General features: G+C 42.5%; 21 protein-coding genes. 13 read left to right on the forward strand and 8 right to left on the reverse strand.

Annotated elements, in window-relative coordinates:
* Window positions 1–30: 30 nt before the first annotated feature.
* Entirely contained in the window at window positions 31–399 is a 369-nt protein-coding gene (locus tag BUC20_RS28585; protein ID WP_073236499.1) for a heavy-metal-associated domain-containing protein, read from the reverse strand.
* A 96-nt stretch (window positions 400–495) separates the two neighbouring features.
* Window positions 496–900: an HYC_CC_PP family protein gene (locus tag BUC20_RS28590; RefSeq protein WP_073236502.1), complete on the reverse strand. Its 405-nt coding sequence runs from the start codon at window positions 898–900 to the stop codon at window positions 496–498.
* A gap of 356 nt (window positions 901–1256) precedes the next feature.
* Here BUC20_RS28590 and BUC20_RS28595 point away from each other — a divergent pair, with 356 nt between their 5' ends.
* Both BUC20_RS28595 and BUC20_RS28600 read left to right on the forward strand, forming a co-directional pair.
* A complete protein-coding gene (locus BUC20_RS28595) occupies window positions 1257–4490 on the forward strand; it encodes a SusC/RagA family TonB-linked outer membrane protein (protein WP_073236505.1) in 3234 nt (1077 codons plus the stop codon).
* A gap of 13 nt (window positions 4491–4503) precedes the next feature.
* Window positions 4504–6072: a SusD/RagB family nutrient-binding outer membrane lipoprotein gene (locus BUC20_RS28600; protein ID WP_073236507.1), complete on the forward strand. Its 1569-nt coding sequence runs from the start codon at window positions 4504–4506 to the stop codon at window positions 6070–6072.
* Between the two features lie 73 nt (window positions 6073–6145).
* Here BUC20_RS28600 and BUC20_RS28605 read toward each other — a convergent pair whose 3' ends face one another.
* From BUC20_RS28605 to BUC20_RS28630, 6 genes are all read right to left on the reverse strand, one after another.
* Window positions 6146–7018, reverse strand: coding sequence for a hypothetical protein (locus BUC20_RS28605; protein ID WP_143166954.1), 873 nt, complete (start codon window positions 7016–7018; stop codon window positions 6146–6148).
* Window positions 7019–7101: 83 nt separating this feature from the next.
* Window positions 7102–8028, reverse strand: a complete 927-nt coding sequence (locus BUC20_RS28610; protein ID WP_073236513.1) for a hypothetical protein — start codon at window positions 8026–8028, stop codon at window positions 7102–7104.
* Between the two features lie 80 nt (window positions 8029–8108).
* A complete protein-coding gene (locus tag BUC20_RS28615) occupies window positions 8109–8612 on the reverse strand; it encodes a helix-turn-helix domain-containing protein (RefSeq protein ID WP_234994614.1) in 504 nt (167 codons plus the stop codon).
* Between the two features lie 143 nt (window positions 8613–8755).
* The gene (locus tag BUC20_RS28620; protein ID WP_073236518.1) at window positions 8756–9214 is read right to left on the reverse strand and encodes a hypothetical protein; all 459 of its coding nucleotides are present in this window, start codon (window positions 9212–9214) and stop codon (window positions 8756–8758) included.
* A gap of 119 nt (window positions 9215–9333) precedes the next feature.
* Window positions 9334–9546 carry a heavy-metal-associated domain-containing protein gene (locus tag BUC20_RS28625; protein ID WP_073236521.1) on the reverse strand — a complete coding sequence of 71 codons (213 nt, stop codon included), beginning with the start codon at window positions 9544–9546 and terminating at the stop codon, window positions 9334–9336.
* A 29-nt stretch (window positions 9547–9575) separates the two neighbouring features.
* Window positions 9576–11804: a heavy metal translocating P-type ATPase gene (locus tag BUC20_RS28630; RefSeq protein ID WP_073236523.1), complete on the reverse strand. Its 2229-nt coding sequence runs from the start codon at window positions 11802–11804 to the stop codon at window positions 9576–9578.
* Between the two features lie 306 nt (window positions 11805–12110).
* On the opposite strand from BUC20_RS28630, the gene BUC20_RS28635 reads away from it, so the two are divergent.
* From BUC20_RS28635 to BUC20_RS28685, 11 genes are all read left to right on the forward strand, one after another.
* Window positions 12111–12359, forward strand: a complete 249-nt coding sequence (locus BUC20_RS28635) for a hypothetical protein (protein ID WP_143166955.1) — start codon at window positions 12111–12113, stop codon at window positions 12357–12359.
* 249 nt (window positions 12360–12608) lie between these two features.
* Window positions 12609–12926, forward strand: coding sequence for a hypothetical protein (locus BUC20_RS28640; RefSeq protein ID WP_073236529.1), 318 nt, complete (start codon window positions 12609–12611; stop codon window positions 12924–12926).
* Window positions 12926–14014: a hypothetical protein gene (locus tag BUC20_RS28645; RefSeq protein ID WP_073236532.1), complete on the forward strand. Its 1089-nt coding sequence runs from the start codon at window positions 12926–12928 to the stop codon at window positions 14012–14014. The genes BUC20_RS28640 and BUC20_RS28645 overlap by 1 nt, the downstream gene beginning before the upstream one ends.
* Before the next feature lie 144 nt (window positions 14015–14158).
* Window positions 14159–14896, forward strand: a complete 738-nt coding sequence (locus BUC20_RS28650) for a FadR/GntR family transcriptional regulator (RefSeq protein WP_073236535.1) — start codon at window positions 14159–14161, stop codon at window positions 14894–14896.
* 59 nt (window positions 14897–14955) lie between these two features.
* Complete coding sequence (locus BUC20_RS28655; protein ID WP_073236537.1) at window positions 14956–17091, forward strand: heparinase II/III domain-containing protein; 2136 nt, start codon at window positions 14956–14958, stop codon at window positions 17089–17091.
* A 5-nt stretch (window positions 17092–17096) separates the two neighbouring features.
* Window positions 17097–17432: a cupin domain-containing protein gene (locus BUC20_RS28660; protein WP_073236540.1), complete on the forward strand. Its 336-nt coding sequence runs from the start codon at window positions 17097–17099 to the stop codon at window positions 17430–17432.
* Between the two features lie 23 nt (window positions 17433–17455).
* On the forward strand, window positions 17456–18337 hold the full coding sequence (locus tag BUC20_RS28665; protein WP_073236543.1) for an alpha/beta hydrolase: 882 nt from the start codon (window positions 17456–17458) through the stop codon (window positions 18335–18337).
* Window positions 18334–19620, forward strand: a complete 1287-nt coding sequence (locus tag BUC20_RS28670; RefSeq protein WP_073236546.1) for an MFS transporter — start codon at window positions 18334–18336, stop codon at window positions 19618–19620. Before BUC20_RS28665 ends, BUC20_RS28670 begins: the two co-directional genes overlap by 4 nt.
* A 10-nt stretch (window positions 19621–19630) precedes the next feature.
* Window positions 19631–20383 carry an SDR family NAD(P)-dependent oxidoreductase gene (locus BUC20_RS28675; RefSeq protein ID WP_073236549.1) on the forward strand — a complete coding sequence of 251 codons (753 nt, stop codon included), beginning with the start codon at window positions 19631–19633 and terminating at the stop codon, window positions 20381–20383.
* Between the two features lie 145 nt (window positions 20384–20528).
* Complete coding sequence (locus tag BUC20_RS28680; protein ID WP_084529378.1) at window positions 20529–23576, forward strand: SusC/RagA family TonB-linked outer membrane protein; 3048 nt, start codon at window positions 20529–20531, stop codon at window positions 23574–23576.
* Window positions 23577–23592: 16 nt separating this feature from the next.
* Entirely contained in the window at window positions 23593–24987 is a 1395-nt protein-coding gene (locus tag BUC20_RS28685) for a RagB/SusD family nutrient uptake outer membrane protein (RefSeq protein ID WP_159441177.1), read from the forward strand.

Below are 24987 nucleotides of genomic sequence, written 5' to 3' on the forward strand. Positions count from 1 at the left end.
TTGTGTTAATGATGGTGATATCGATTCGGACTAGTGTTTTTTCTGACCTTTAACCGGAAGTTTTTCTTCTCCTTCGCGCTCGTACTGGCAACAGCTGTGAAGCTTGTTGTAGGCTTCGTCTGTGGCTTTAAACTTCTGGGTATCATAACCTGCAGCCGCTACTTTTTGCTGTATCTGATCATTGCTGATGACGGTAGAATCATAGCTTACCTTTAATACTTTTGTTTCCGGGCTCCAGCTTGCGGCACTTACACCAGGCACTTTCAGTGCGGTTTCTATCTTTTTTTTACACATGGTACAGTTACCACGCACTTTAATACTGTCAATTTTAGATTGTGCAAATACAGTAATGCTCAGGAAGGTCAATACGACCACCGAAAAGAATCTCAATGATTTCATAATAATGGTTATTTAAGAAAATGGGTTTAATAAACATGGATTACGACAAAGTCATAACCAGGACGCGATCGCGTCAGGAAACAAAAGAAAAGGGTATTATATTCTGTAGGTACAGTTTTTCAGGAAGACGGGAATTTTATTGCCGTCCGGAGGTGCATTACTCAATGCTTCCCTGGTAATTTTAACAGGGATCTCCAGCTTATAATTTACAAATAGAGAAGGGAGAATGACCGCAGACGAAGCCGCGTTAAACTCATACACCGGCACATTTGCCTTTTGAGATTTGTCCACCTTTGGCTGTTGTTTTTCATCCTCACAGCAGGATTTCGCCTTGGCTTTTGGCGTTCCTTTAGGCATTCCGCAAAAACCACAGATCTCTTTATCCTGCTGATCCAAACCCCAGCTCACCAACTCCCCCATGCAATAATGGAAGTGCAGCGTCGCCCCACTGGAAACACCCAGGTAGAAGACAGCAAGTATGGTTAGCAGAGTTCTTTTCATTTAAGCTTCAAAGTTTCGAAATTATCCGTTGATATTATTATATAATTATGGGATTATTTTATAAAATTCGGAGAAGTCAGACACTTGCAAGAAGTTTAACAAAGTTGTTTCCCTAAAAATATTCCGGAAGGAAGAGCCATTTTTTAAGTCTGATTTTGAAAAACAACATTCAGGAGAAAAACATGATCGCATTGTAAAAAAAATAGCGCGGGCTCAAATGTAACATTATCGCTACTGTAAAAATAATTTATATACAAATACTAAACAAAAAGCCTCATTTGTTTACAATTACTTCTCAGCTTATTAACAAGCACTTGGTAGTATTGCAACGTAATCGTTCAAAAAACCAGACCTACATGAAACATTTTTACATTGCAACAAGATCTATCATCACCATCTTGTTTTTATGCCTGACGCCATACCTGAGTATGGCACAAACAAAGATCAGTGGAACAGTCAGAGATGACAGTCAACAGCCCCTGCCTGGGGTAAGTGTCCGTATCAAGGGTACAAGCCAGGCGGCATCCACCAATAGTTCAGGATATTTTAGCCTCAATGCACGCGCTAAAGACATCCTGGTGATCAGTTCTGTTGGATTCATCACCCAGGAAATAAACCTGACCGACACTCAAGACCTCAACATCACCCTGAAAGCCGATTCCAAAAACTTATCTGAAGTTGTCGTAACCGCTCTGGGAATCCGTAAAGACAAAAGGAATCTTGGCTATGCGATACAGGAAGTTAAGGGCGCAGACCTGGTTAAGGCCAGGGAAGGCAATCCCGTGAATGGTCTTGTCGGTAAAGTTGCCGGTCTTACCATTGGCGTATCCTCAGAACTCATGGGCCGCTCCTCTGTTTACCTGAGAGGTAACGAAGTAAACCTTGTTGTGGTAGATGGAATTCCGATCAATTCAGACACCTGGAACATTAATCCTGATGATATTGAAACCTATACTGTGCTAAAAGGCCCTGCCGCTGCTGCATTATACGGTTACCAGGCTTACAACGGAGCTTTATTGATTACCACAAAAAAAGGAACCAGCAAAGATGGCGCGGTTTCGGTAGAAGTTAATTCCAGCACACAATTCAATAAGGGTTTTATTGCCTTGCCAAAAAGCCAGGACGAATACGGACCGGGTGAACACAGTGCCTATGCTTTTGTGGACGGTAATGGCGGTGGATTAAATGATGCAGATTACGACATCTGGGGGCCAAAGTTTGAGGGACAGCTCATCCCCCAATACGATAGCCCGGTGAATGCTGCCGGTGTCCGTCAGGGTACCCCATGGGTGGCCAGAGGTAAAGACAACCTTTCACGTTTCATCCAGACTGGTTTGCTTTCGGCAAATAACATCGCATTATCCTCGGCTTCAGATAAACATAACCTCAGGATATCAGTATCCAACAACTATCAAAAAGGACTTGTTCCAAATACACAGCTGAACATCAATAACTTCAATATCAGTGGAGGATATAACCTCAGTCCAAAGTTAAAGGCAGAAGCCAGCATTAACTACAGCAGACAGTTTTCTGATAACCTGCCCGATGTAACCTATGGTCCGGGAAGTATCATTTACAACATGACACTTTGGGGAGGTGCAGATTGGAATATCGACGACATGAGAAACTACTGGCAACCGGGAAAAGAAGGTATCCAGTCTATTTATGCGGAATACAAAAGATACCATAACCCCTATTTTATGGCTTATGAATGGCTGAGAGGGCACAAGAAAAATGACATCAATGGTTATGCTGCCTTAAACTACAGCTTCACGAAAGAGCTTGAGCTTGCCTTGAAAACACAAATCAGCACCTACGACCAGCTTCGCACTGAAAAAATGCCGTTTTCTGCCCATCCTTATGGCCGCGAAGAAGGATTAGGTGATTACCGCGAAGACCGCAGAAGCATGTTCGAGAACAATACCCAGTTGATTCTGAAATTCAACAAAAACATAGACAAACTATTTAACATCAGTGCCTTTGGTGGTGGAAACATCAGAAACTTTGGATATAATTCAGGATTCACCACTACCGATTATTTAATTGTTCCCAACGTATATAACTTCTCCAATTCTAAAAACCCTGTAAAAGCACTCAACTTCAACTCAAAAATGCTCGTGATGAGTGCCTTTTACTCTGTCGACCTGGGGATCAGCAAATACCTGAACATCAATACCACCGGAAGGTTTGACAAGAATTCAGCATTACCTGTGAACAACAATTCCGCATTTTATCCATCCGCCTCTTTAAGTACGGTACTCTCTGATTATGCTCAGTTTCCGGAGTTCTTATCCTTTGTGAAACTAAGGGCATCTTATGCAAACGTAAAAGACCCTGGACTGGGAACTCTGGAGTACATCAACGCCTCTCCTTTGCAGGACAATCCGGTGAGCTATGGTGCAGAGTATTACTCATCATATGGCGGTCCCGGATACAATTTATCCTCCACTTACAAAACCCCGATCAGGTACAACAACCAGACTTCGGGTAGTTATACAGATGCATTAATAGATCTGAATGCGATCAGAGCGCAAAGCAGAACCAATTATGAAGCCGGGATAGACCTGAAATTCTTAAACAACAGAATGGGATTTGACGCCACCTATTTCAAATATATCGACGGTCCTAAAATCATCAAACAGGGGATTTCTTCTTCAACAGGATATACGACCAATATCATCAACGGACGGAAGACACAAAATACAGGTCTTGAACTCAGCTTCAGCGGAAGCCCGGTCACAAACCAAAAATTCGGCTGGGATGTATTGGTCAACTGGTCTACCTACAAACAGGTTTATAAAGAACTTGCACCAGGAGAAGATGCAGTAGATAAATTCTACAAAAAAGGCGACCGGATAGACAATGTTTATGGTGCTGTTTTAGCAAGAACTCCTTCCGGACAGGTGATTCACAATTCAGGAGGAGCACCACTGAAACTAAAGGAAGATCAATTACTGGGACATGCAAGCCCGGATTGGGTATGGAGCTTTGTGAATAAATTCAGGTATGAAAACTTTACATTGAGCATTCAGCTGGATGGAAAAGTGGGTGGCGTAATGCAGGATTATGTTCGTCTTAAATCTTTCCAGGGAGGCCGTCAGATAGAAACTATCCAGGGCAAAATGGGAGAAGCAAGGTACCAGGATTACCTTCATGTTAATGATAAAGATTACAAGGGAACATGGGTTGGCGAAGGTGTAGTTGTGTCTAACAATACAGCGATAAATTTTGATCCTGTTACCGGTGTCATCACCAATTATGATGCCCTTCAGTTCAGTCCAAATACCACTCCTCAGTTATTGCAGGATTACCTCGGTGTATTCTATGGCATAAAAGAGAATACCATGATGAGTCGTACTTATGCAAAACTGCGTGAGGTTACCCTGGGCTATCAGCTGCCTAAAAAGGTATTGGAAAAGACTTTCATCAAATCAGCACAGATCACCCTTGTTGGGCGTAACCTGTTGTATTTCATCAATTCGAAATACAATGACGTAGATGTAGATCAGTATTCAGGAAGAGAAGCTACCTCTACCCTGCAGACACCAACAACCAGGAGTATCGGTTTCAATTTAAATGTTCGTTTCTAGATTCAATATCACCATGAAAAAATTATATAGCTTAGCAATAATTGCGTTTAGCATCATCATAGCCACCGGCTGTAAAAAAGAATTTGCAGACAATTTTAAAAATCCAAATCAGGCGGAGCATATTCCACCCGGTCTTTTGTTCAACGGGGTTCTGAACGATATGTTTGAAGCCCCATTCTCATCCGCAGAACGCTGGAATCAGTATACAGCGGCCAATTACTCCTATTACAGCACCAACAACTATGACTGGAAAGGGGCGGATTTTAACTTTACTACCCTAAAGAATGTGGTAAAGATGGAAGAAGAGGCCAGCTTACAGGGTGGCCAGGGTGCTGCTCCATATCTGGCCATGGCGAAGTTTTTTAAAGCTTATTTCTTTATCCGGATGAGTTTGAAAGTCGGCGATCTTCCGATGACTGAAGCCCTGAAAGGCTCGGCTAACCTTAAACCTAAATACGATAGTCAGAAGACGATCTTCAGGCAATCTCTCAACTGGCTTGAAGAAGCCAACAAGGAGATCGCAGCACTTGTAAAAACAGGAAACACTGAACTGAAAGGAGACATCTACCTGAAAAATAACTTGCTGGCCTGGCAAAAAGTGATCAACACCTTCAGGTTGAGAACGCTGATCCAATTGAGTAAACAGGTGAACGATCCGGATTTACAGATCAAACAACAGTTTGCAATGATCTTAAGTACGCCGGATCAATATCCGATAATGACCGGCATGTCTGATAACCTGCAATATGTTTATAATGAAAATATGAACAAGTACCCGAACAATAAGGATAACTTCGGAAATGATGCACTCCGTTACAATATGGCGGCAACCTATCTGAATACCCTTTCTGAATTACAGGATCCCCGGGCTTATGCCGCAGCTGAGCCGGCAAGGGGAATTGCAGAGTCCAAAGGATATGCGATTACAGATTACAGAAACTTTGTTGGTGCCAGTACCGGAGAAGATCAGGGGGTAATGTTAGACAAAGTACAAAAGGGACTATATTCGTTGATCAATCGTGCCAGATATTACAATGGATATACGGCAGAAAACACGTTTATCATCAGTTATCCTGAATTATGTTTTACCATCGCAGAAGCAGCAAACCGCGGCTGGATCAGTACAGAGAATGCAGAGTTATGGTATAAAAAAGGAATTCAGGCTTCAATTTCATTCTATGGCTTCCGTGATGGAGACAATACCGTAACTTTTCTAAAAAAAGGCGGAAAACTAGGTGATTACGAGACGCATACGATTAAATTCGATTTTGAAAACGTATACTATGTGCAGCCGGCAGTAAAATATGCAGGAAATACTCCTGAAGGCCTGAAACAAATCCTGACTCAAAAATACCTTGCTTTTTTCAGAAACTCAGGGTTTGAAGCTTACTATCAGTACCGCCGGACTCAGATCCCTATGTTTCTGACCGGACCGGGTGTGGGTAACAGCGAAAGGATCCCAATGCGTTTTCAGTATCCTGATCTGGAAAGAACCACTAATGCAGAAAATCTGAGTCAGGCACTCAATGCACAGTACGGAGGCAAAGACGACATCAATCTGTCTCCATGGATCACTAAATAAGGTTTCTTATTAAATAACAATTCCCCTGTAAACACTAATCCTCTAAACGGATTAGTGTTTACTTTTTAAAAATTCAGATCTTATCCTGAATAAATGAATTTATTCTGATCACTTTAAACGATGTTGAGTTTAAAGGTTTGCAAAGCATAACGTAATTAAAATATAGTTTTTTACCCTTTTTATCCGCTGCAACAAGTACCCCCTGACCTTTATATCTGGAAACACGTTCTAAGGCAACCACTTTCCCTTCGCCCATCATCCTTATCCTGTAATGCTCAATAGGAAGCAACAAACCTTTAAGGCTATGATAGGTTTTCAACTGATGCTGAACAAATGCTTTCTTTTCTGCATCTGAAAATGAATTGGACATAAAAAAGTCGTCATTTGCCGTAGAAATCTCTTTTAAAAAACGAGCTCCTTCCCCTTTGTTTAACATCGCTCTTAAATCCTCATACTTATTCAGAACTTCCTTTTTTAAAAGGTTTTTATCCATTTTACTCAGGTCCGCAGCATTGCTCCATCCTGATGTTTTAAAGGCAGTATCGATATGGAAAGTCCATTCATATTCCAGATAAGGGACAGCTGCTTTGATATCAGGAAAATCAATCTTCTTCAGCTCTTCCATATGGAGGATATCTTCCCCCTGAATTTTATACTTATAAATGGCCAGCTCTTTATTTAGTTTCTGAATGATTTCAGGTTGAATAAGGCCTCCTTTAAGGTAATCCGGATGAAATATCTTAATTTTTATTTTCTGCTCTTTCTGATCAAGAAGATAAGCATTTAAGTTACACGGGCTAAAAGGTGCATTTTCCAGATTGATTTCAGCGACCATATCGTTTACTAAAATTTCAGCGGGATAAGAAAACTCAAAATTTAACATATACCTGGTGCTGATATTTTTCTGAGCAGGTTTCTTATATTCCCGGGCTGATGTATCGTTCAAAAAGAACATGGTAAACACTAAAATTATCAATCGAAATTTCATTTGACTTCTTCTCTTTTTATAATTGCATTTATACGCTACAGTTAATATACCTCAAATTTATGACTTCCTTTTACACGATGTAAATCCAGGCCATATCGTTTCCATTTCCCTTCTGAATCTTTGGAATACAAAGGGCTTGTTCCATCCGGTTTAATCAAACTGATCAATTTCCCGTTCGGATGAATAAGTAACCGATAATCTTCTAAAGGCTGCATAAACCCTTTAGAAGATAAGATCCTTTTTTCCAGTTTTTGCAGGTATTCCTTCTGTTTCTGCTCATCCATGTACATTGAAATCATTTCTCTTTCCCTGGATTTTTGATACAGCTGAAGATAATCTTTAGCATCTCCCTTATTGATGACCTCATGGACATGCTTATAGTACTCCAAAACTTCGGCCAACAGCTGCTTAGGATCCTCTTTACTAAGGTCTGAGGAATTTGTAAAACCTGTTAATTCATAGGCTACATCCGCATCAAATGTCCATGTATAAACCAATGAATCCACGGGTTTATACACCGCCGGAAAACTACATCTTTTTACCTTGTGTACTGCTGATGGATCATTATCCTCAGTATAGACGATATCAATAAAATAATTTTTTACATCTTCAGGTGCTATTTTCGATTTAGCATCCAGAGGCCTCAGCATCAGTGTTACTTTTTGAAGACCTTTCTTTGCTATATATGGATTTAGATCTTCAATGCCACTGGTTACCCCATCTTTTCTATTTCTGGTCATGATTACCCCATTAAAAATCACATCGAAATGACCACTAAAATTATAGCTGGCAAAATAAGTTCTTTTTATTTTGCCTGTGTATTTGTAATGACTGGCCTCTTGTTTCTGCTTAGCCTGCTGTTTCTGCTGAAGCTGTTGATCCTGCTTAACCTGTTGTTCCTCTTTAGCCTGAGTACAGCTTCCGATGAAAAGCAACGCGATTAACGGGAGGTATAATTTATGTTTCATTACAATAGGATTTATTTCTTTAACGCGATATGGCATCTAAAATTAAAACGATGGTATGAAAAATTCTTCAGACTATACTTTTATATTTTATCTATAGCAATGCGGCCACAACTTCCTGCAGATTTGAATTTGCTTGGGGAAATGCCGGTAACGGCCTTAAACTGAGCAGAAAGGTGTGCACTGCTGCTATAAGCCATTTTCACGGAAATCTCATTGAGGTTCATTTCTCCATATTCGATCAGTTCCTTCACCTTTTCAATTTTCTGATGGATGATAAACTTTTCTATGGTTAAGGATTCTGAGTCGGAAAACAGCCTGCTCAGATAAGTATAATCCTTGTTTACACGGGAAGCAATCACACCAGCCATACTTTGATCCAGGTTGGCCAGATCAGAATAATGAACGAGTTCAATGATGACTGTCCTGACCCGTTCTACCAGCTGGTCTTTTTCTTTATCGATCAGCTCAAAGCCCATCATTTTCAGAGCATCAGCAATCTGTTGCAATTGCTGTCCTTCCGGATCGGGCTGGATCTTTACGGTCCCTAAAGTCAGATGAGAAATCTGAAAATTCAGTTTTTCCATTTGTTGGCGGACCGCCATAATACAACGGTCGCACACCATATTTTTAATATGTAATAACATGAGTATTCTAGCTTGAGTTAAAATTCAATTCCAAATGATGGTCGCATAACTTATGGTCAGCTCCCCGAATCATCAGGATTGAATCAAATCAAGAGTACCCTGTTTGAAATGTAAAGTGGTGTTTTTACGTTTGGAGGAGGACTGAAATCCAGGCACCATTTTCCGGCACTGATCAGGTTTTCAGAAATCAGTAAATCAGGAAAGAAAGAGGGTTTAACAGCAAGCACAATGCTGGGTACGGTCAATTCTTCTAATGTCCCTCTTTTGATGTTTTCTTTGATCACATATTCGCCATGTTCATCACAGCAATTGCAATCTTTATCCTTCGCACAGGATTTGGGATGTGTTGCAGTTTTCTGGTGGCTTGCTGTTTTTTGCTGTGCTGTTCTTTCGTGTGCTGCTGAAGTATCCTTAGCGGCAGCAGCATGAGCCTTTTCCGGAACGAACAAAGATTGACCGGAACAATGCAGCATACACACAAATAAACCTGTGGTTAACATCAGGTAAAATGTGGCAAAACTTAAGGCTCCAATTTTCTTCATTGCAGAAATAACAAACGGTTATTGTGTTCCCTGCAAATATGCTAAATAAATCAGGAGAAACCTGAGCTTCAGGCTTCTCCATTTAAATTCACATCATTATATTACTAATTATCAATAGCTTATATTTTCTCAGCTACAAATCCAGCTTTGCTTAAGGTATCTTTAATCACCTGTGCATCCAGAGATTCATTTCCTTCTATGGTAAGGATTTTATCCAGGTTATCGGTATCCACTTCCCATTTAGAAACTTCTGAAAGGCCATTTAAGTGCGGGGTTACAGTTGCCACACAGCCACTACATTTGATATTGGTTTTGAATTTTAACGTTTCCATTTGAATTATTTAATTATGATTGATATTGATTAACTTAATTTGGAGAGTTTTAGTCTCAGACTATTTCCTACTACGGATACAGAACTCAGGGCCATTGCTGCACCAGCGATCATTGGGTTGAGTAAAAATCCATTGAACGGATAGAGTAAGCCCGCTGCAATGGGAATCCCGATCAGGTTATAGATAAATGCCCAGAACAGGTTCTGACGGATAGCACGTACCGTAAGTTTAGAAAGTCTCAATGCTTTAGGCACCTGTTGCAGGTCTGAGGAAACCAGGGTGATCTTCGCCACATCGATGGCAATATCAGAGCCTTTCCCCATGGCAATAGAAACATCTGCCTGGGCCAATGCCTGACTGTCATTGATGCCATCACCTACCATGGCCACTACTTTTCCCTGAACCTGCAGTTCTTTCACAAAATCTGATTTATCAGAAGGCAAAACCTCAGCTTTGAAATGGTCAATCCCAGCATGTTTGGCTACTGAAGCCGCTGTCTGCTGATTGTCACCGGTCAACATATAAACTTCTATTCCCTGTGCTTTTAAAGCAGCTACCGCTTTAGCAGAACCTTCTTTGATCTTATCTGCAATCGCTACGATGGCTAAAACCTGTGTGGCATTGGCCAGATAAATTACCGTTTGTGCCTGTTCCTGCAATTGCAAAACCCGGCTTTCCAATTCCCTGGAAACTGAAATCTGTTGTTCTTTCAAAATTTTATGGCTTCCTGCCCAGTACTTATCACCATTAAAAACACCCTCAACCCCTTTTCCTGTTAAGCTTTCGAAATTACTGATCTGTGCCGCTTTTATACCCGCTTCTTTCAGGTGGTTTACAATTGCTTCCGCAAGCGGATGCTCGGAGGCATGTTCCAATGCCAGCAGAATTCCAGATAATTCATCTTTTTCTTTAGGGAGATCTGCTGCCCATTCGACCATGGTCACTTCTGGTTTTCCGGCAGTAATGGTTCCTGTTTTATCGAGGATCACCGCATTTACTTTATAACCCAGCTCCAATGCTTCTGCATCTTTAATCAGGATGCCACTTTCGGCGCCTTTCCCTATCCCCACCATAATGGCTGTAGGTGTTGCCAATCCTAACGCACAAGGACAGGCAATCACAAGTACAGTCACCATTGCCAAAAGGCCATGAGTAAAGGCATGTTCCCCTCCAAAGAGCAACCATGCACCTAAAGTCAGTACGGCAATCAGCATCACTATAGGAACAAAGATTCCTGCAATTTTATCAACCAGTTTCTGTACAGGAGCTTTTGAGCCCTGTGCATCCTGAACCAATTTTATGATTTGTGCAAGCATGGTTTCCCCGCCTACCTTTTCTGCTTTAAAGCGGAAACTTCCTTTTTGATTGATCGTTCCGGCAAAGACTTTATCTCCTTCCGTTTTAGAAACCGCTACAGGCTCTCCGGTAATCATGCTTTCGTCCACGTATGAACTTCCGGAATAAACGATCCCATCTACAGGAATTTTCTCTCCTGAACGGACCATCAGCTGATCCCCGATATGCACATCCGATACCGGAATCTCTTTTTCTCCATCTTCTGTAACCAGAAGTACTGTTTTCGGCTGTAAGCCAACGAGCTTTTTAATGGCCGAAGAGGTATTGGATTTTGCCTTTTCTTCGAGTAGTTTCCCTAACATGATAAAGACAATCACTACCGCAGCAGCTTCAAAATATACATGGGGATGCAAACCTCTGGAATGCCAGAATTCCGGATAAAAGGTGTTGAACACACTAAAGATATAGGCAATCCCTGTACTCAGAGCAACCAGGGTATCCATATTGGCCTTCCCGTGCCGGGCCTGTTTCCAGGCATTGATAAAAAAGTTCCTTCCAAAAATAAACAGGATAGGCGTGGTCAATGCCAGCATATAATAATTGCCATTCGGCATGTCCATGAACAACATTCCAATGATCACCACTGGCAACGCCAGGATCGAAGAAGCAATCATTCTCTTTTTTAAAGACTCATAATTGTTCTTTTGCAGCTCTTCCTGTTTCTCTTTTGCCCCTTCGCTTTCCAGGATCAGGTCATACCCGATAGACTGAACTACTTTCTGAAAGGCTGCAGGCTGTATCTGGTCTGGGTGAAAAGTTACTTTTACAGATTGAGTGGCATAATTCACTTCCGCATGATCCACCCCTTCCTGAGCACCAATCATAGATTGGACACTCGTAGCACAGGAAGCACAGGTCATTCCTAAAACGGGCAAGGTCAGGGTTTCTATATTTTCTTTCATGACGTATGGTTTAGATTCTAAGACAAAGGTACCGTAAGGGGTCCTCTACTATTTTACAGGATTTCGGGAAAGATTTACATAATATCAGCGAAGCGTACCATAAGCACATGCAGGACTATCCGAAGGAGGACAAGACCTGATGCAGCGTAACTTCCCCATGATTCCGGATAAATCCCATAAAAACAACCTTACATACCTACCGGTAACAGACTGAAAATTAATCAAATCATCAAACATTTCAGGGTTTTTATCGTTTATTAATTACGCTTTCTTCTTGAAATTCAACCAATTCTAATGATCAATATTATGACAAAGATTAATATGTGTTTTGAGCATCAGGTTGCAGTGAAAGCTTTCTTTGTTAACAGAGATAAAATAAAGGATCCTGCGATCATAAAATACCTCAGGAGCGATCCTGAAGGCATTTTGGAGATTTCACTAGATGGATTGAAAAAAGGAAAATGGAAGATGACCCTGGAATGGAACTACGAAGAGAAAGACTATTCACTCGTGAAAGACATCATCATACCTGTCGCCGAAAAGACTGCATTTTAACCAGCAACAACATTCAACCCACAGCCTGTCCAGAACGCTCTCTTATTAAACAGCATTGTGATTTCTTTTAACCATCAGATAATTGAAAAAATACTTAGTATTAGGTATTCTTTGTGTTGGACCTTATAGCTAAATTTAGTTATAAAATTAATGACACTATGGCGCTCAAAAACCTCTCTCTTTTCGTTGGTCGATACCATCGTGGATTAGTATAATTCAATTATCCCAGTAAACATAATCCAAATCATAATGAGTAATTTCAACATCACACTGACCTTGGATAGCAAGGTTCATGCAGTAGAATTCTGTCGCCTGGAAAATGTGACATTCGAACCGCACATCGCTTCGTTCAATTTTAAAAATGGGAAATGGGTAGCAGATCACAAAAATTTCCCGGTCAGCATTGACAACATACTTGACCTGATGATCATTGTTCGCGGAAATCCGGGGACTACCTGTGAATTAACGGTAAAAGCAGATCAGGGAGTCATTAAAAAATTCGCACCGTATTTTCCTTTCGCACCGAATGGTCATACCTTTTTTAAACAAAATATTCAGCTGCCCTGATGAAAAAGCAATTACTTGTCCTTCTGATTTGCATGAGTGTTCAACATGCATTTGCACAAACGATTATCCAGGATAATAAAGGGCAAACTTCTGTCGATCTCAAACCTGCGAAAGCAGATGCAGCTGATAAAACCAAGGTTGATTCCATTCCATTTGGTGCCGGCTTGATTAAGTTCAGTACCATCGAAAAAAAAATCGAGCTAAATTACTATCAGTATTTTAGGCCCCTAAACCCCTCTTTTTTGAGCGTTTCTGCTTCCGGTGAAATTAAAAACAGTATTGGATCTGTTTTCTCAACAGGCAATCTGGAGCCAGGCGCTAATGTCAAAATCAAATATGGTAAGCGGCTTTTTAGCAGAAGTATTCCCAACTTTAACGATTGGGAGGAAGAATTTAAAAGTAAAAATGGAAGAGATCCATCCAACGAAGAAATAGGAAAATTTATTAAAGACATGCCAACAGCATCAGACCTTTGGCTTGTGACCAATGCCGGTTTCTCTGGCTCCAAGTTCAAATTGTTTTCCCCCGATTCGGCCTATGCTTCCCAGTTTAAAAAGATCAATTTTTCTTCGCCCGAATTTAACATCGGATTTAACTATTGGAACGCAAAAATTGCCAACTGTACGGTGCTGCTTGGAGCGACCCTGGGGATTAAACAAACCAACAATTTTGACGATCTGGTAGAAAGCACAGCTGAAGATGTAATCACCAAAACAGATGCAGCTAGCGGAAGTAGCAGAAAAGTGACTGAAAAAAATACCGTTTACAAAGGGAAGTATAATGAAGTCTGGACATACCCCCTGAACATAGATCTGTATTTCAAACCACAGAAATTTGACAATGTCGCTTTTCTGGCTTTTAGCAGAACAGAATTTTATAAGGGCGACCAGAAAGCACAAACCAAACTTGGTGTCGGTTTCTATCTTTTGCGCAAAAATGACATGTTTGACCCGGTATTTGGTATTAATATAGACTACAAAGACGTAGGTAATGCAGACCAGACAGATGATGATAAAAAAGCTATTAGTAAGCTGAATGTTGGATTGGTCTTCAATATTTTCCCTTTACTATTTAGAAAGAAGGGATAAACGAGCCTATTAGAAATGTCAATGCTTTCGTTAACAAGCATGACATTTCTATTGGCATTTATAGATGCCTTTCAAATAATTTTTGATTAATGGTTTTATTTTATAGATTTGGTAAACCAATTATTGGTAAACCAAATATATCGTATGAAATCATTTATAGAAACGATCAGATCTATAGAGGTGGAGACTCCCGTAGATAAAATCATCGGGCAGCTCAAACAACTCATTACCTCAGGACAGCTTCAACCCGGCGACCGCCTTCCTGCGGAAAGACTTCTTGCAGAGAAGTTTGGTGTAGGCCGCAGTTATGTTCGTGAAGCGATTTTAAAACTGGAGTTTTATGGCCTGCTCAAAACCAATCCTCAAAGTGGCACTTATGTTTCCGGCTTAAGCATCAAAGTTCTGGACAGCATCATTACCGATATCATAAAATTCAATAAGGAAGATTTCAATGCCCTTCTTGAAGCCAGGTATTACCTGGAACTTGATGCCGTAAAACTCGCCGCAGAAAGAAGAACAGCACAGGACCTGATTAGTCTGAATGAAGCTTTGTTAGAGTATGAAGCAAAAGTAAATGCCAACCAGAATGCGGTGGAAGAAGACATGATTTTTCACATCTGCATTGCCAAGGCTTCCAAAAACTCAGTCATCGAATCCATGATCCTGATTCTTATTCCCGACCTGATCAAAAGCATTGTCGAGAATAAAATATGTGGGGATAACCGTGGGGTACTGGCCATTGACGAACATAGAAAAATTTTAAAAGCAATACAGGATCAGGACATTGATGCAGCCGAAAATGCGGTAGCTGCACATTTAAATGACATGTTCCAGATTAGCAAAGCGGGATTTGCCGCACAAAAGATTGTACATGGTAACTAAATAAAAACGCCCTCAGAAATATGGCATAAGCCGTAAATTTTAATCTTCTTAACATCATTATGAACTACTTAAAAAAGTTGGTATGGGCGCTTATTTGCCTTTTTTTCACCCTCCCTTGCTTCTCGCAGGAGCATCCTTCGATCATGCTCAGCAAGCAAAACATAGGTGCTTTAAGAAAAGGTATACAGACATATCCCCTGCTTAAAAAGTCTTATAAGAAAGTGAAGTCCGATGCCGACAAAGCCATCCTGGAAGCCATTGAAGTACCTGTTCCCAAAGAAGCCGGAGGCGGAAAAAGCCATGAGCAGCACAAAAAGAACTACATCAGTATGCTCAACTGCGGAATCGCTTATCAGGTTACCGGAGATAAAAAATATGCTGCTTACGTAGAACAAATGCTGTTAAAGTATGCAGCAGAATATGAAAAATGGCCCTTACACCCGAAAAGAAAAGAAGGTCACCAGGGCGGAAGAATTTTCTGGCAGAGCCTCAATGATTTTGTATGGCAGGTATATACCATCCAAAGTTATGATCTGGTTCATGATGCCCTCTCTGCCACTAACAGAAAAACCATTGAAACAAAGCTGTTTGAACCTATCCTCAAATTTTTCACGGTAGACTGTGCAGAAACTTTTGACAAAATTCATAACCATGCCACCTGGGATGTGGCAGCAGTAGGCATGACGGGTTATGTGATCAACAAACCGGAATATGTACAAATGGCCTTAAAAGGTTCAGCTAAAGATGGTAAGACCGGTTACCTCGCTCAGATCGACCAGCTCTTTTCTCCGGATGGGTATTATACAGAAGGACCTTATTATCAACGCTATGCCTTACTTCCTTTTGTCATCTTTGCGAAGACCATCAACAACTATCAACCAGAACTTAAGATCTTCCAATACCGCGACCAGCTACTGGCAAAAGCCATCCAAACCTCTTTGCAGCTGACCTATACCGACGGAACTTTCTTCCCGATCAACGATGCCATTAAAGGTAAAACCTATGAATCTTCGGAACTCGTTTATGGAGTAGACATTGCCTATGCAGACATTAAGGCTTCGCCTGATCTTCTGGACATTGCAGAGAAACAAGGAGAAGTGGTGATTTCTGATGCAGGTTTAAAAATTGCCATGGACCTGAGTGCGGGCAAGTCGAAACCCTTTGCCTATCAGAGCCAACTGATTAAAGATGGGGCTTCGGGCAAGGAAGGTGGTCTTGGGATCCTGAGGTATGGCAGCAATGAAGATCAGCAGGCCGTACTGGTTAAGGCTGCTTCGCAGGGAATGGGGCATGGTCATTTCGACCGTTTAAACCTATTGTATTACGACAATGGGGTCGAAATATTCCCTGATTATGGCTCTGCCAGGTTCATCAACATTGAATCTAAAAAAGGCGGGGATTACCTTCCTGAAAACAAATCCTGGGCCAAGCAAACCATTGCCCATAATACGTTAACGGTCGACCAGACTTCAAATTTTAAAGCCAATGCAGACCTTGCCCAGCAAACCGCGGCATCGGTTAGCTATTTTAAGGTTGATAAAGACCTGCAGGTTTTCAGTGCCGATGAAAACCATGCTTATCCGGGAGTTCAAATGAACCGGACCACGGCTTTGCTTAAGGTCAAAGAACTTCAAAAACCATTATTAATCGACGTATTCAGGGTGAATTCAGATAAAGCACATCAATATGACCTTCCCTTCTGGTATAAAGGTCATCTGGTGGATGCTGCTCCAAAAACCAAAGGATTTACCGATCAGCTGAAGCCATTGGGTAGTAAATATGGCTACGAACACATCTGGCTTAACGCTGAACAAGCTGTTCCTGAAAAAAGCGGATACCTCAGCATCTTAAACAACAAGCGCTTTTATACCGTTCATTTTGCAAGCAATGCCGATCTGAGTTTAAAGTTATTGTCATTGGGTGCCAATGATCCCGATTCAAATCTGCTGGAAAGCAAAGCTTTTATGCTTTCTTCCGCAAACAGTAAAGACCAGCTATTTTTCAGCATTACCGAAACACATGGACAAACCAATCCGGTAAGCGAAACCACCACCGGAGCAAAAAGCCAGATCAGCGATCTGAAGATCGTAGAAAGTGCTCCCAACCAGGCTTCCCTTTCCTTTAAAGTGAAGGGTAAAACTTATCAATATCAGATCAATTACAACGACAAAGAAAACTTCATAAAAATCAACTAAGCAACATGTTACAGAGCAATTTATTTCAAATAGAAGAACAAGTGGAATGGCAGGATCTAAAAAACGGCGTCAAAAGACAGGTTTATGGATACGACGACAAGATCATGTTAGTGAAAGCAAAATTTGAAGCTGAAGCCATAGGCGTACTTCATGAACACCACCATTCGCAGGTGACCTATGTAGACAGCGGGGTCTTTGAAATGAGGATTGGTGAAGAGAAAAGAATCCTGAAAAAAGGAGATGGCTTCTATGCTCCTCCTCATGAAATCCATGGATGTGTATGCCTGGAACCCGGTATCCTCATTGATGTGTTCTCCCCACACCGGGAAGATTTCTTGTAAACAATTACCTAAAACTTATTCAAATGAAGAAACTCATGATACTCTGCGCTTTGCTATGGACCACATTCAGTCTCAGCGCACAAGACACCGCAACCGTAAAAAAAGTGCAATATCCGAAAGGGTTCAGCGAACAACTCAACCTGGTGTATACCAAAGTAAATGGTTGGGAAGGGAAACTGGATTTATACCTGCCCCCTACCGGAGGAGCTGCTTCCCCTTTGGTCATCAATATTCATGGCGGTGGCTGGAACAAAGGAAACAAAGAATCCCAGGGTGGCTTTAGTGCCTTCTTTAAAAGGGGGTATGCTGTGGCAAACATTGCCTATCGTTTAACCGGTGTGGCTACCGCTCCTGCAGCAGTGGAAGATACCCGCTGTGCGCTGATCTACCTGATCAGCAATGCAAAAAAATTCAATATTGACGTCAACAAAATCGTCATCATGGGTGGTTCTGCTGGAGGCCATCTGGCATTAATGGGTGGTCTGATGGAAAACGATCATCTTTTTGATGGCAATTGCAAAGGCACAGAAAACATCAAAGTGGCTGCAATTATTGATAAATACGGGATCACGGATGTCTGGGACTGGGGATATGGCAAATTAAAAACCAGCAAATCAGCGACCAGCTGGCTGGGTGCCAAAGCCGACGATAAAGATTTCACAAAATCCGTTTCTCCGCTGTATCAGGTAAAGAAAAGCAGTCCGCCTGTATTTATTGTTCATGGTGATGCCGATCCGATTGTTCCTTATGAGCAATCCGTAGCCTTAAAGGCGAAGCTGGACGAAATGGGGGTTAAAAATGAATTCATCACCGTAAAAGGTGGTTTACATGGGAAGTTTCCTGCGGAAGACAATGCCATGGTGAATGCAAAGATCATGGAATTCCTGAAAGGACTGGGCTTATGAAGATCAGAGGATTAAGGTGGTACATTGTGGCGCTGATTGCCCTGGCAACAGTGATCAATTATATCGACAGAAGTGCCATTAACATCATGTGGCCTTATATTTATAAGGAATTTGGGATTGCCGATGCAGACAATAAAAATGCACTGGCCCTGATCACCACCTTCTTCATGATTGCCTATGCATTGGGTCAGACCTTTACAGGTAAACTAATGGATGCGGTAGGAACAAGGCTGGGGATGACCATTTCTATCATTGGCTGGAGCATTTCCATCGCCCTGCATTCCTTTGCAAGATCGCTGATGTCTTTCAACATCTTCCGGTTTATGCTGGGTTTTTCTGAAGCAGGCAACTGGCCGGGAGCAACGAAGAGCAACGCAGAATGGTTTCCGGCAAAAGAACGGGCCATTGCACAAGGCATATTTGGCGCAGGGGCCTCATTGGGATCTGTGGTTTCCGCCCCTATCATCGCCTTCCTGTACATCGTTTTTGGCTGGAAGATGACTTTTGTGCTCATTGCAGCATTAGGTTTAATCTGGATCATCCCATGGCTGATCATCAATAAAGCAGCTCCTGAAAAGCATCCATGGCTGACAGAAAAAGAAAGAAACTACATCCTCGATACTGATCCTGAAAGCAACAGTTCTGTAGAAGTGGCCCCCGTCCTGAGCTGGAAGGAATTGCTGAAGTTCAGAAATACCTGGGGCATCATCATGGCCAGGTTCTTTATCGACCCGGTATGGTGGTTATTTGTGACCTGGCTGCCTACCTTTTTAAAAGAACAATTTCTCTTTGACATCAAACAGATCGGTGCCTTTACCTGGCTACCTTATCTTTTTGCCGCGATCGGCAGTTTGCTTGGCGGTTACCATTCTTCATGGCAGGTAAAACGGGGAGTAGATGCGGTTAAAGCGAGGAAAAATTCTGTGGCTGTTGGTTGTGGCTTTATGCTGGTGTCGCTCGTTGCCATCGTGTATAACCTGGACGGACTAAAGGCAAATCCGTCCCTGGCCATGGTCCTGATTGGCACCACCCTTTTCGGTTTTCAATTCCTGATCGGCAATCTGCAAACTTTACCCAGCGATTATTTCAACGGGAAAAACGTAGGAACGGTAGCGGGTATGGGCGGTACTGCAGCGGTAGTAGGCACCCTGATCACCACCTGGGCCGTTCCCGCAATGACGAAAACAAGTTACGTTTCTTTCTTCGTCCTGGCGGCAGTCCTGGTTCCAATTACCTGGATCTGCATTAAATACATTACTTCTAAAAAAATCATTCATTCATAAATATTTTAATATGCGTTTAAAAAATAAAGTGGCAATTGTAACCGGTGGTTCAAGAGATATCGGAAGAGCTGTTTCCTTACAGCTGGCACAGGAAGGCGCCAAAGTAGTGATCAACTACCTGAGCAACCTGGCCAATGCAGAGGAAACTTTAAATCTGATTAAAGAAAATGGTGGCGAAGCCATCATTGTAAAAGGCGATGTGACCAAATCTGCCGAAGTAACGCAACTGATCGAACAGGCAAGAGCTGCCTTTGGGGAAGAAATCCATATCCTGGTGAATGTGGCCGGAGGTATGATGGCCAGAAAGCCAACCGCAGAGCTCGATGAAGACTTCTGGGATGCCGTAATGGACCTCAACCTGAAAAGTGTCTACCTGGTGAGTAAAGCCACCATCCCTTACATGGGTTCCGGAGCTTCGATCATCAACTTATCTTCCCTTGCGGGCAGAGACGGAGGTGGCCCGGGAGCTAGTGCTTATGCAACAGCCAAAGGTGGAGTAACCACTTACACCAGAGCTTTGGCAAAGGAACTTGGACCGAAAAACATCCGCGTAAATGCGGTATTACCGGGAATGATTGCAACCACTTTCCATGATACGTTCAGCAAGCCTGAAGTGCGGGTAAATGTGGCCAATGCGACCCTCTTAAAGAGAGAAGGACAAGCTTCGGAAGTTGCCGACCTGATCGTTTACTTAGCTTCAGACCAGGCGAGTTATATCACCGGAACGAACATCGACATCAATGGCGGTTTAAACTTTTCTTAAACCAGAATAACCATACGGGAGACTGCGGTCTCCCGTAATTAAACCAATACCTGGCTTTACGCTGCTACAGAAAAAGCTACTTTCTACAGTAAATGGGGATTTTACCTGTAGGATACCACCTGAACCAAATATAAATCGACTAAATATGAATTCGAAAGTTTACTTACGAGGTATGCTCCTCCTTGTCATTTCCTGTTTTCTGATTTTGAAACCGGCATTTTCTCAGACCAAAGTAACCGTCCAGGGTATTGTAAAAGATGAACAAGGCGGAATATTGCCAGGTGCCTCTGTTACCGTTGCCGATAGCAAACAAGGAACAGTTGCAGACGATAAAGGTGCCTTTTCAATTTCCGTAGATGCCGGAAAAAACCTCCTGATCAATTACCTCGGCTATCAGCCAAAAACTTATACCGTTAGCAAAAACGAAACCATTACCATCGTCCTTGCCGCACAGGAAAACACGATGAATACCGTGGTGGTGATTGGCTATGGTACACAAAAGAAATCGTCAGTAACAGGCTCAGTAGCGAGGCTGAGCAATGATAACCTGAATCAGATTCCGGTATCCAGAGCCGATCAGGCATTGGCAGGAAAACTGGCAGGTGTACAAATTCAAACCACCGATGCCACTGCAGGTGCCGCACCGGTGATCCGCATCCGTGGTGCGGCCTCGATCACCGCAGGCACCAACCCACTGATTGTTATTGATGGCTATCCTGTGCCTACCGACCTCTCTTCTGTAGACATGAACAACGTAGAAAGTATTGAAGTCTTAAAAGATGCGGCTTCTGCAGCAATTTATGGGTCCAGAGGTGCAAACGGGGTCATCCTGATCACTTCCAAATCCGGTAAAAACGGAAAAACTGTAGTGGGTTTAAATACCTCAGCAGGATTTAAAGAGGTGTACAGAAGGCTGGACTTCCCTACCCTTTCCCAATGGTCTGAGCATGTAAAATCAGTAAACAATGGGGTCTTATCTCCGGAACTTCTTGCTGCTCAGAAATTTGATGTACCAACTGATCCACAAGACATGGTGTTCAGAAACGGATCTTTTCAAAATGCACAGGTCAATGTGAGCGGAGGAACGGAAAAGGTAAAATATTACGTTTCAGGTGAAGCCCTTTTTGATAAAGGCGTGATCGCCACCAACAATTACAAACGTTATGGCGGACAAGCAAATATTGACATCACACCCAATAAAAAATGGAAGATCGGTTTGAGCATCACCCCTTCTTATACGCTACAGGATGCTCCCGTATATAAAGTGCACGACCTGCTCAGGAGCTTTGCTACCTGGCTTCCACTTTATGCCACACAAAATATTTCTGATGCAACGGGATTACCAGTTGGCAATATCGTTCATCAAAGGGCTTTCGACCCCGCCACCAATCCCCGTTACAAAGGGATCAACTTATCCGCCACAGCGAACAACAACGGCTATACCAATCTGTATGGCATCAACAACCGCATCTCCACTTCCAAAACACTGGCCAATGCCAATGTTCAATATAACTTCAGTGAAGCGCTTTCCCTAAAAGTATCCGGAGGTGCCTTTATCAGCAATTCCAGAAACGACTTTTTTCAAAAATCATGGGCTACCAGAGATCCTTTTTTACAAGGTGCTGCAGTAGCACAAGCCTCCACAAAAGGAAGTCTGGCCAATAGCGAAACCATAGATTTACTAAATGAGAACATCCTGAACTATACCAAAAGTTTTGGTAAACACGACCTGAATGTGATCGCTGGTTTCACCGCACAAACGACAAAAATCACCAGCAGCAGTGCCTCGGCTACCAATTTCTCCACAGACGAGATTCCGACCTTAAACGCAGGGACCATGAGTTCCTTGACCTCTAACATAGAAAAAAGCGCATTGGCCTCTGTGCTCTTCAGGGCCAACTATGCGTACGACAATAAATACCTGGTTTCCATCGGTTCCAGATGGGACGGAAGTTCCAGATTCGGGGCAGATAACCGATGGGGATATTTCCCTTCTGCTTCCATAGGATGGAGAGTAAGCAACGAGAATTTCTATGACAGGGATGCTTTTGTAAACGACCTGAAAATCAGGACGAGTTATGGCGCTACGGGAAATAACAATATCGGAAACTACCGCGCATTTGCAAATGTAAGTCCCGTTGGAGCCATACTTGGCGATGCGACCAGTCTTGGGTTCAATTCCAGCTTTTACGACAATCCTGATCTGGGATGGGAACGCAGTTTCAGCTTAAATGCAGGGGTAGATATGGCTTTTCTGAAAAACAGGTTTACCCTGACCATAGATGCTTACCGCTCAACGACAAAAGACCTGCTGTTCTTCCTCCCAATCAATACCATCACCGGAAGCAATGGCGTATGGACCAATGTCGGAGAAGTGCAAAATCAAGGTCTGGAGATAGAATTGGGTGCTAAAATCATCGACAATGAAAGTTTTAAATGGAGCCTGAGTGCCAATGCAGCAACCAATAAAAACAAGGTTAAAGCTTTAGGGAACAGCAGCTCGATCATCAGTATCGGCGATCCTAAAAGACTGAATTATTTCCTTGCCCAGGTTGGCCAGCCACTGGTTCAGTTTTACGGATATGAGTACGACAGCGACATTGAAGTTGCCGGAAACTACTGGCCCACCAATGTGCATTCCGACAGGATCATTGCCCGGGACATGAACGGAGATGGCGTCGTTAACGAGCAAGACCGCGTAGTGCTCGGACAGCCTACCCCTAAATTTACCTGGGGCTTAACGAGTAACCTCAAATACAAAGATTTCGACCTGAGCTTTGTGCTGCAGGGATCGCATGGAGCAAGTGTATTTAATGCAGATCCGAACTATTATGAAACCCAGTTTTCGGCCACAGGGACTTCGGCTTACCTGAACCTGCCAAAAGACATACAGGCAAAAACCAAATACAAAACGGAGAGCCGGTATTCCATTGAAGACGCTTCTTTTATCGCCCTGCGAAGTCTGAACCTGGGGTATACCTTAAATGCAAAATGGCTGAGCGCCATCAAAGCAAGTAACCTGAGGATCTATGCCTCTGCCGCAAACCTATGGTACAAATTTGCCAAAGGATACTCGAGCTACAATCCTGAGGGCGTCAACGAATATACCGACGACCCTTTAAAAAACGGGTATCAACGCGGTTCGGCACCGATTACAAGAAACATCACATTTGGTATCAATGCTAATTTTTAAATTAAAACTTACTCCAATGAGACATCAAATATTCCTGGCGCTGATCCTGATCTTAAGTTTTAGCAGCTGCAAAAAATTCCTCAATGAGCAACCGGTTTCCAACCTGATCGAACAAAATTATTACCGGAATACCGAAGAGGTGGAAGCAGGTGTGATCGCCTGTTATGACGGACTTCAAAAAGTATATGATATAGAATTTAAACTGACCGAAATCAGGGCCGACAATACTTCCGGTGTTTCACTGGAAGGAGACTGGGGAGCCATCAAATTTTTCAGGGATGCCCCTTCGAATTTCTTTATCCTGGATTACTGGCAACGGACCTACAACACCATTGCCCGCTGTAACCTCGTCTTAAAATACCTGGACAATGTGTCGGATCCGGTAAAAAAGAAATCATTTGAAGGAGAAGCGAAATTTATACGGTCTTTGATGTATTTCAACCTGGTGAGGTTATATGGTGATGTTCCACTCCTAACCGCAGCGATAAAATTCGACGATTTTGAAAAATTTAAGCGGATTTCTAAAACGGAAATTTACAACCAGCTGAAAACAGACCTGCAAACCGCAGTTGCTTCCTGCCCTCCTTCCTGGCCAAACAACCAATTGGCCAGAGCAACAAAAGGTGCGTCTCAGGCATTACTGGCTAAAGTATACCTGACTTTAAGAGATTATCCAAACGCAAAATTACAGCTGGATCCTTTGGTAGGCAGCAATTTTAAAGGCAATACTTATCAGCTGAACCCGTCCTATGCAGCGATATTCAGCAGCAGTTCAGAAATGAGCAAAGAGATTCTTTTTGCCGTCCGCTATAAAGCCAGTGCCAATGGTGAAGGAAACTCCTTCTCTTATGAATATTCCAATAATGGCGATGCCAGGAATGTGAAAGCCTCCGCTCCTTATCAGGCTTTATTTGAAACAGCAGATGTGAGAAAGGCCAGCACCTTTAATGCAACAAACGGGCTGTGTACAAAATTCTTAGACCCTACCGCCCCCCAACGCGATGCAGGAAACGATTTCCCGGTTCTGCGTTTTGCGGATGTGTTGCTGATGTATGCCGAAGTAAGCAATGAACTCCTTCCCACCCCAACAAATGAAGTGATTGATCCTTTAAATGAAGTAAGAAACAGAGCTTCGGCAAGTGTGTATACCAGCAGTACCCTCAATAGCAGGGAAACAGCCAGAGCAGCCATTTTCAAAGAACGCAAACTGGAATTTGGCTTTGAAAACCAACGCTGGTACGACCTGGTAAGAATGGAGGAAAGCAACACCATTTCTATCCTGAATGCCTACCTCAGTGCAACCGGTAACCCAACGATTACCGTTCCGGTTTTCCGTCTGGTCTTTCCGATTCCACAAACAGAAATAGACCTGAGCAAGGGAAACCTGACGCAGAATACGGGTTATAATTAA

This window comes from Pedobacter caeni (assembly GCF_900129215.1).
GTDB classification, from domain to species: domain Bacteria; phylum Bacteroidota; class Bacteroidia; order Sphingobacteriales; family Sphingobacteriaceae; genus Pedobacter; species Pedobacter caeni.

Coding starts and splice junctions, on each gene's coding strand:
- BUC20_RS28685 (WP_159441177.1), top strand. CDS start 23,593: ATGAGACATCAAATATTCCTGGCGCTGATCCTGATCTTAAGTTTTAGC.
- BUC20_RS28660 (WP_073236540.1), top strand. CDS start 17,097: ATGTTACAGAGCAATTTATTTCAAATAGAAGAACAAGTGGAATGGCAG.
- BUC20_RS28585 (WP_073236499.1), bottom strand. CDS start 399: ATGAAATCATTGAGATTCTTTTCGGTGGTCGTATTGACCTTCCTGAGC.
- BUC20_RS28615 (WP_234994614.1), bottom strand. CDS start 8,612: ATGGAAAAACTGAATTTTCAGATTTCTCATCTGACTTTAGGGACCGTA.
- BUC20_RS28625 (WP_073236521.1), bottom strand. CDS start 9,546: ATGGAAACGTTAAAATTCAAAACCAATATCAAATGTAGTGGCTGTGTG.
- BUC20_RS28640 (WP_073236529.1), top strand. CDS start 12,609: ATGAGTAATTTCAACATCACACTGACCTTGGATAGCAAGGTTCATGCA.
- BUC20_RS28645 (WP_073236532.1), top strand. CDS start 12,926: ATGAAAAAGCAATTACTTGTCCTTCTGATTTGCATGAGTGTTCAACAT.
- BUC20_RS28670 (WP_073236546.1), top strand. CDS start 18,334: ATGAAGATCAGAGGATTAAGGTGGTACATTGTGGCGCTGATTGCCCTG.
- BUC20_RS28680 (WP_084529378.1), top strand. CDS start 20,529: ATGAATTCGAAAGTTTACTTACGAGGTATGCTCCTCCTTGTCATTTCC.
- BUC20_RS28675 (WP_073236549.1), top strand. CDS start 19,631: ATGCGTTTAAAAAATAAAGTGGCAATTGTAACCGGTGGTTCAAGAGAT.
- BUC20_RS28595 (WP_073236505.1), top strand. CDS start 1,257: ATGAAACATTTTTACATTGCAACAAGATCTATCATCACCATCTTGTTT.
- BUC20_RS28650 (WP_073236535.1), top strand. CDS start 14,159: ATGAAATCATTTATAGAAACGATCAGATCTATAGAGGTGGAGACTCCC.
- BUC20_RS28590 (WP_073236502.1), bottom strand. CDS start 900: ATGAAAAGAACTCTGCTAACCATACTTGCTGTCTTCTACCTGGGTGTT.
- BUC20_RS28630 (WP_073236523.1), bottom strand. CDS start 11,804: ATGAAAGAAAATATAGAAACCCTGACCTTGCCCGTTTTAGGAATGACC.
- BUC20_RS28635 (WP_143166955.1), top strand. CDS start 12,111: ATGACAAAGATTAATATGTGTTTTGAGCATCAGGTTGCAGTGAAAGCT.
- BUC20_RS28665 (WP_073236543.1), top strand. CDS start 17,456: ATGAAGAAACTCATGATACTCTGCGCTTTGCTATGGACCACATTCAGT.
- BUC20_RS28610 (WP_073236513.1), bottom strand. CDS start 8,028: ATGAAACATAAATTATACCTCCCGTTAATCGCGTTGCTTTTCATCGGA.
- BUC20_RS28655 (WP_073236537.1), top strand. CDS start 14,956: ATGAACTACTTAAAAAAGTTGGTATGGGCGCTTATTTGCCTTTTTTTC.
- BUC20_RS28620 (WP_073236518.1), bottom strand. CDS start 9,214: ATGAAGAAAATTGGAGCCTTAAGTTTTGCCACATTTTACCTGATGTTA.
- BUC20_RS28600 (WP_073236507.1), top strand. CDS start 4,504: ATGAAAAAATTATATAGCTTAGCAATAATTGCGTTTAGCATCATCATA.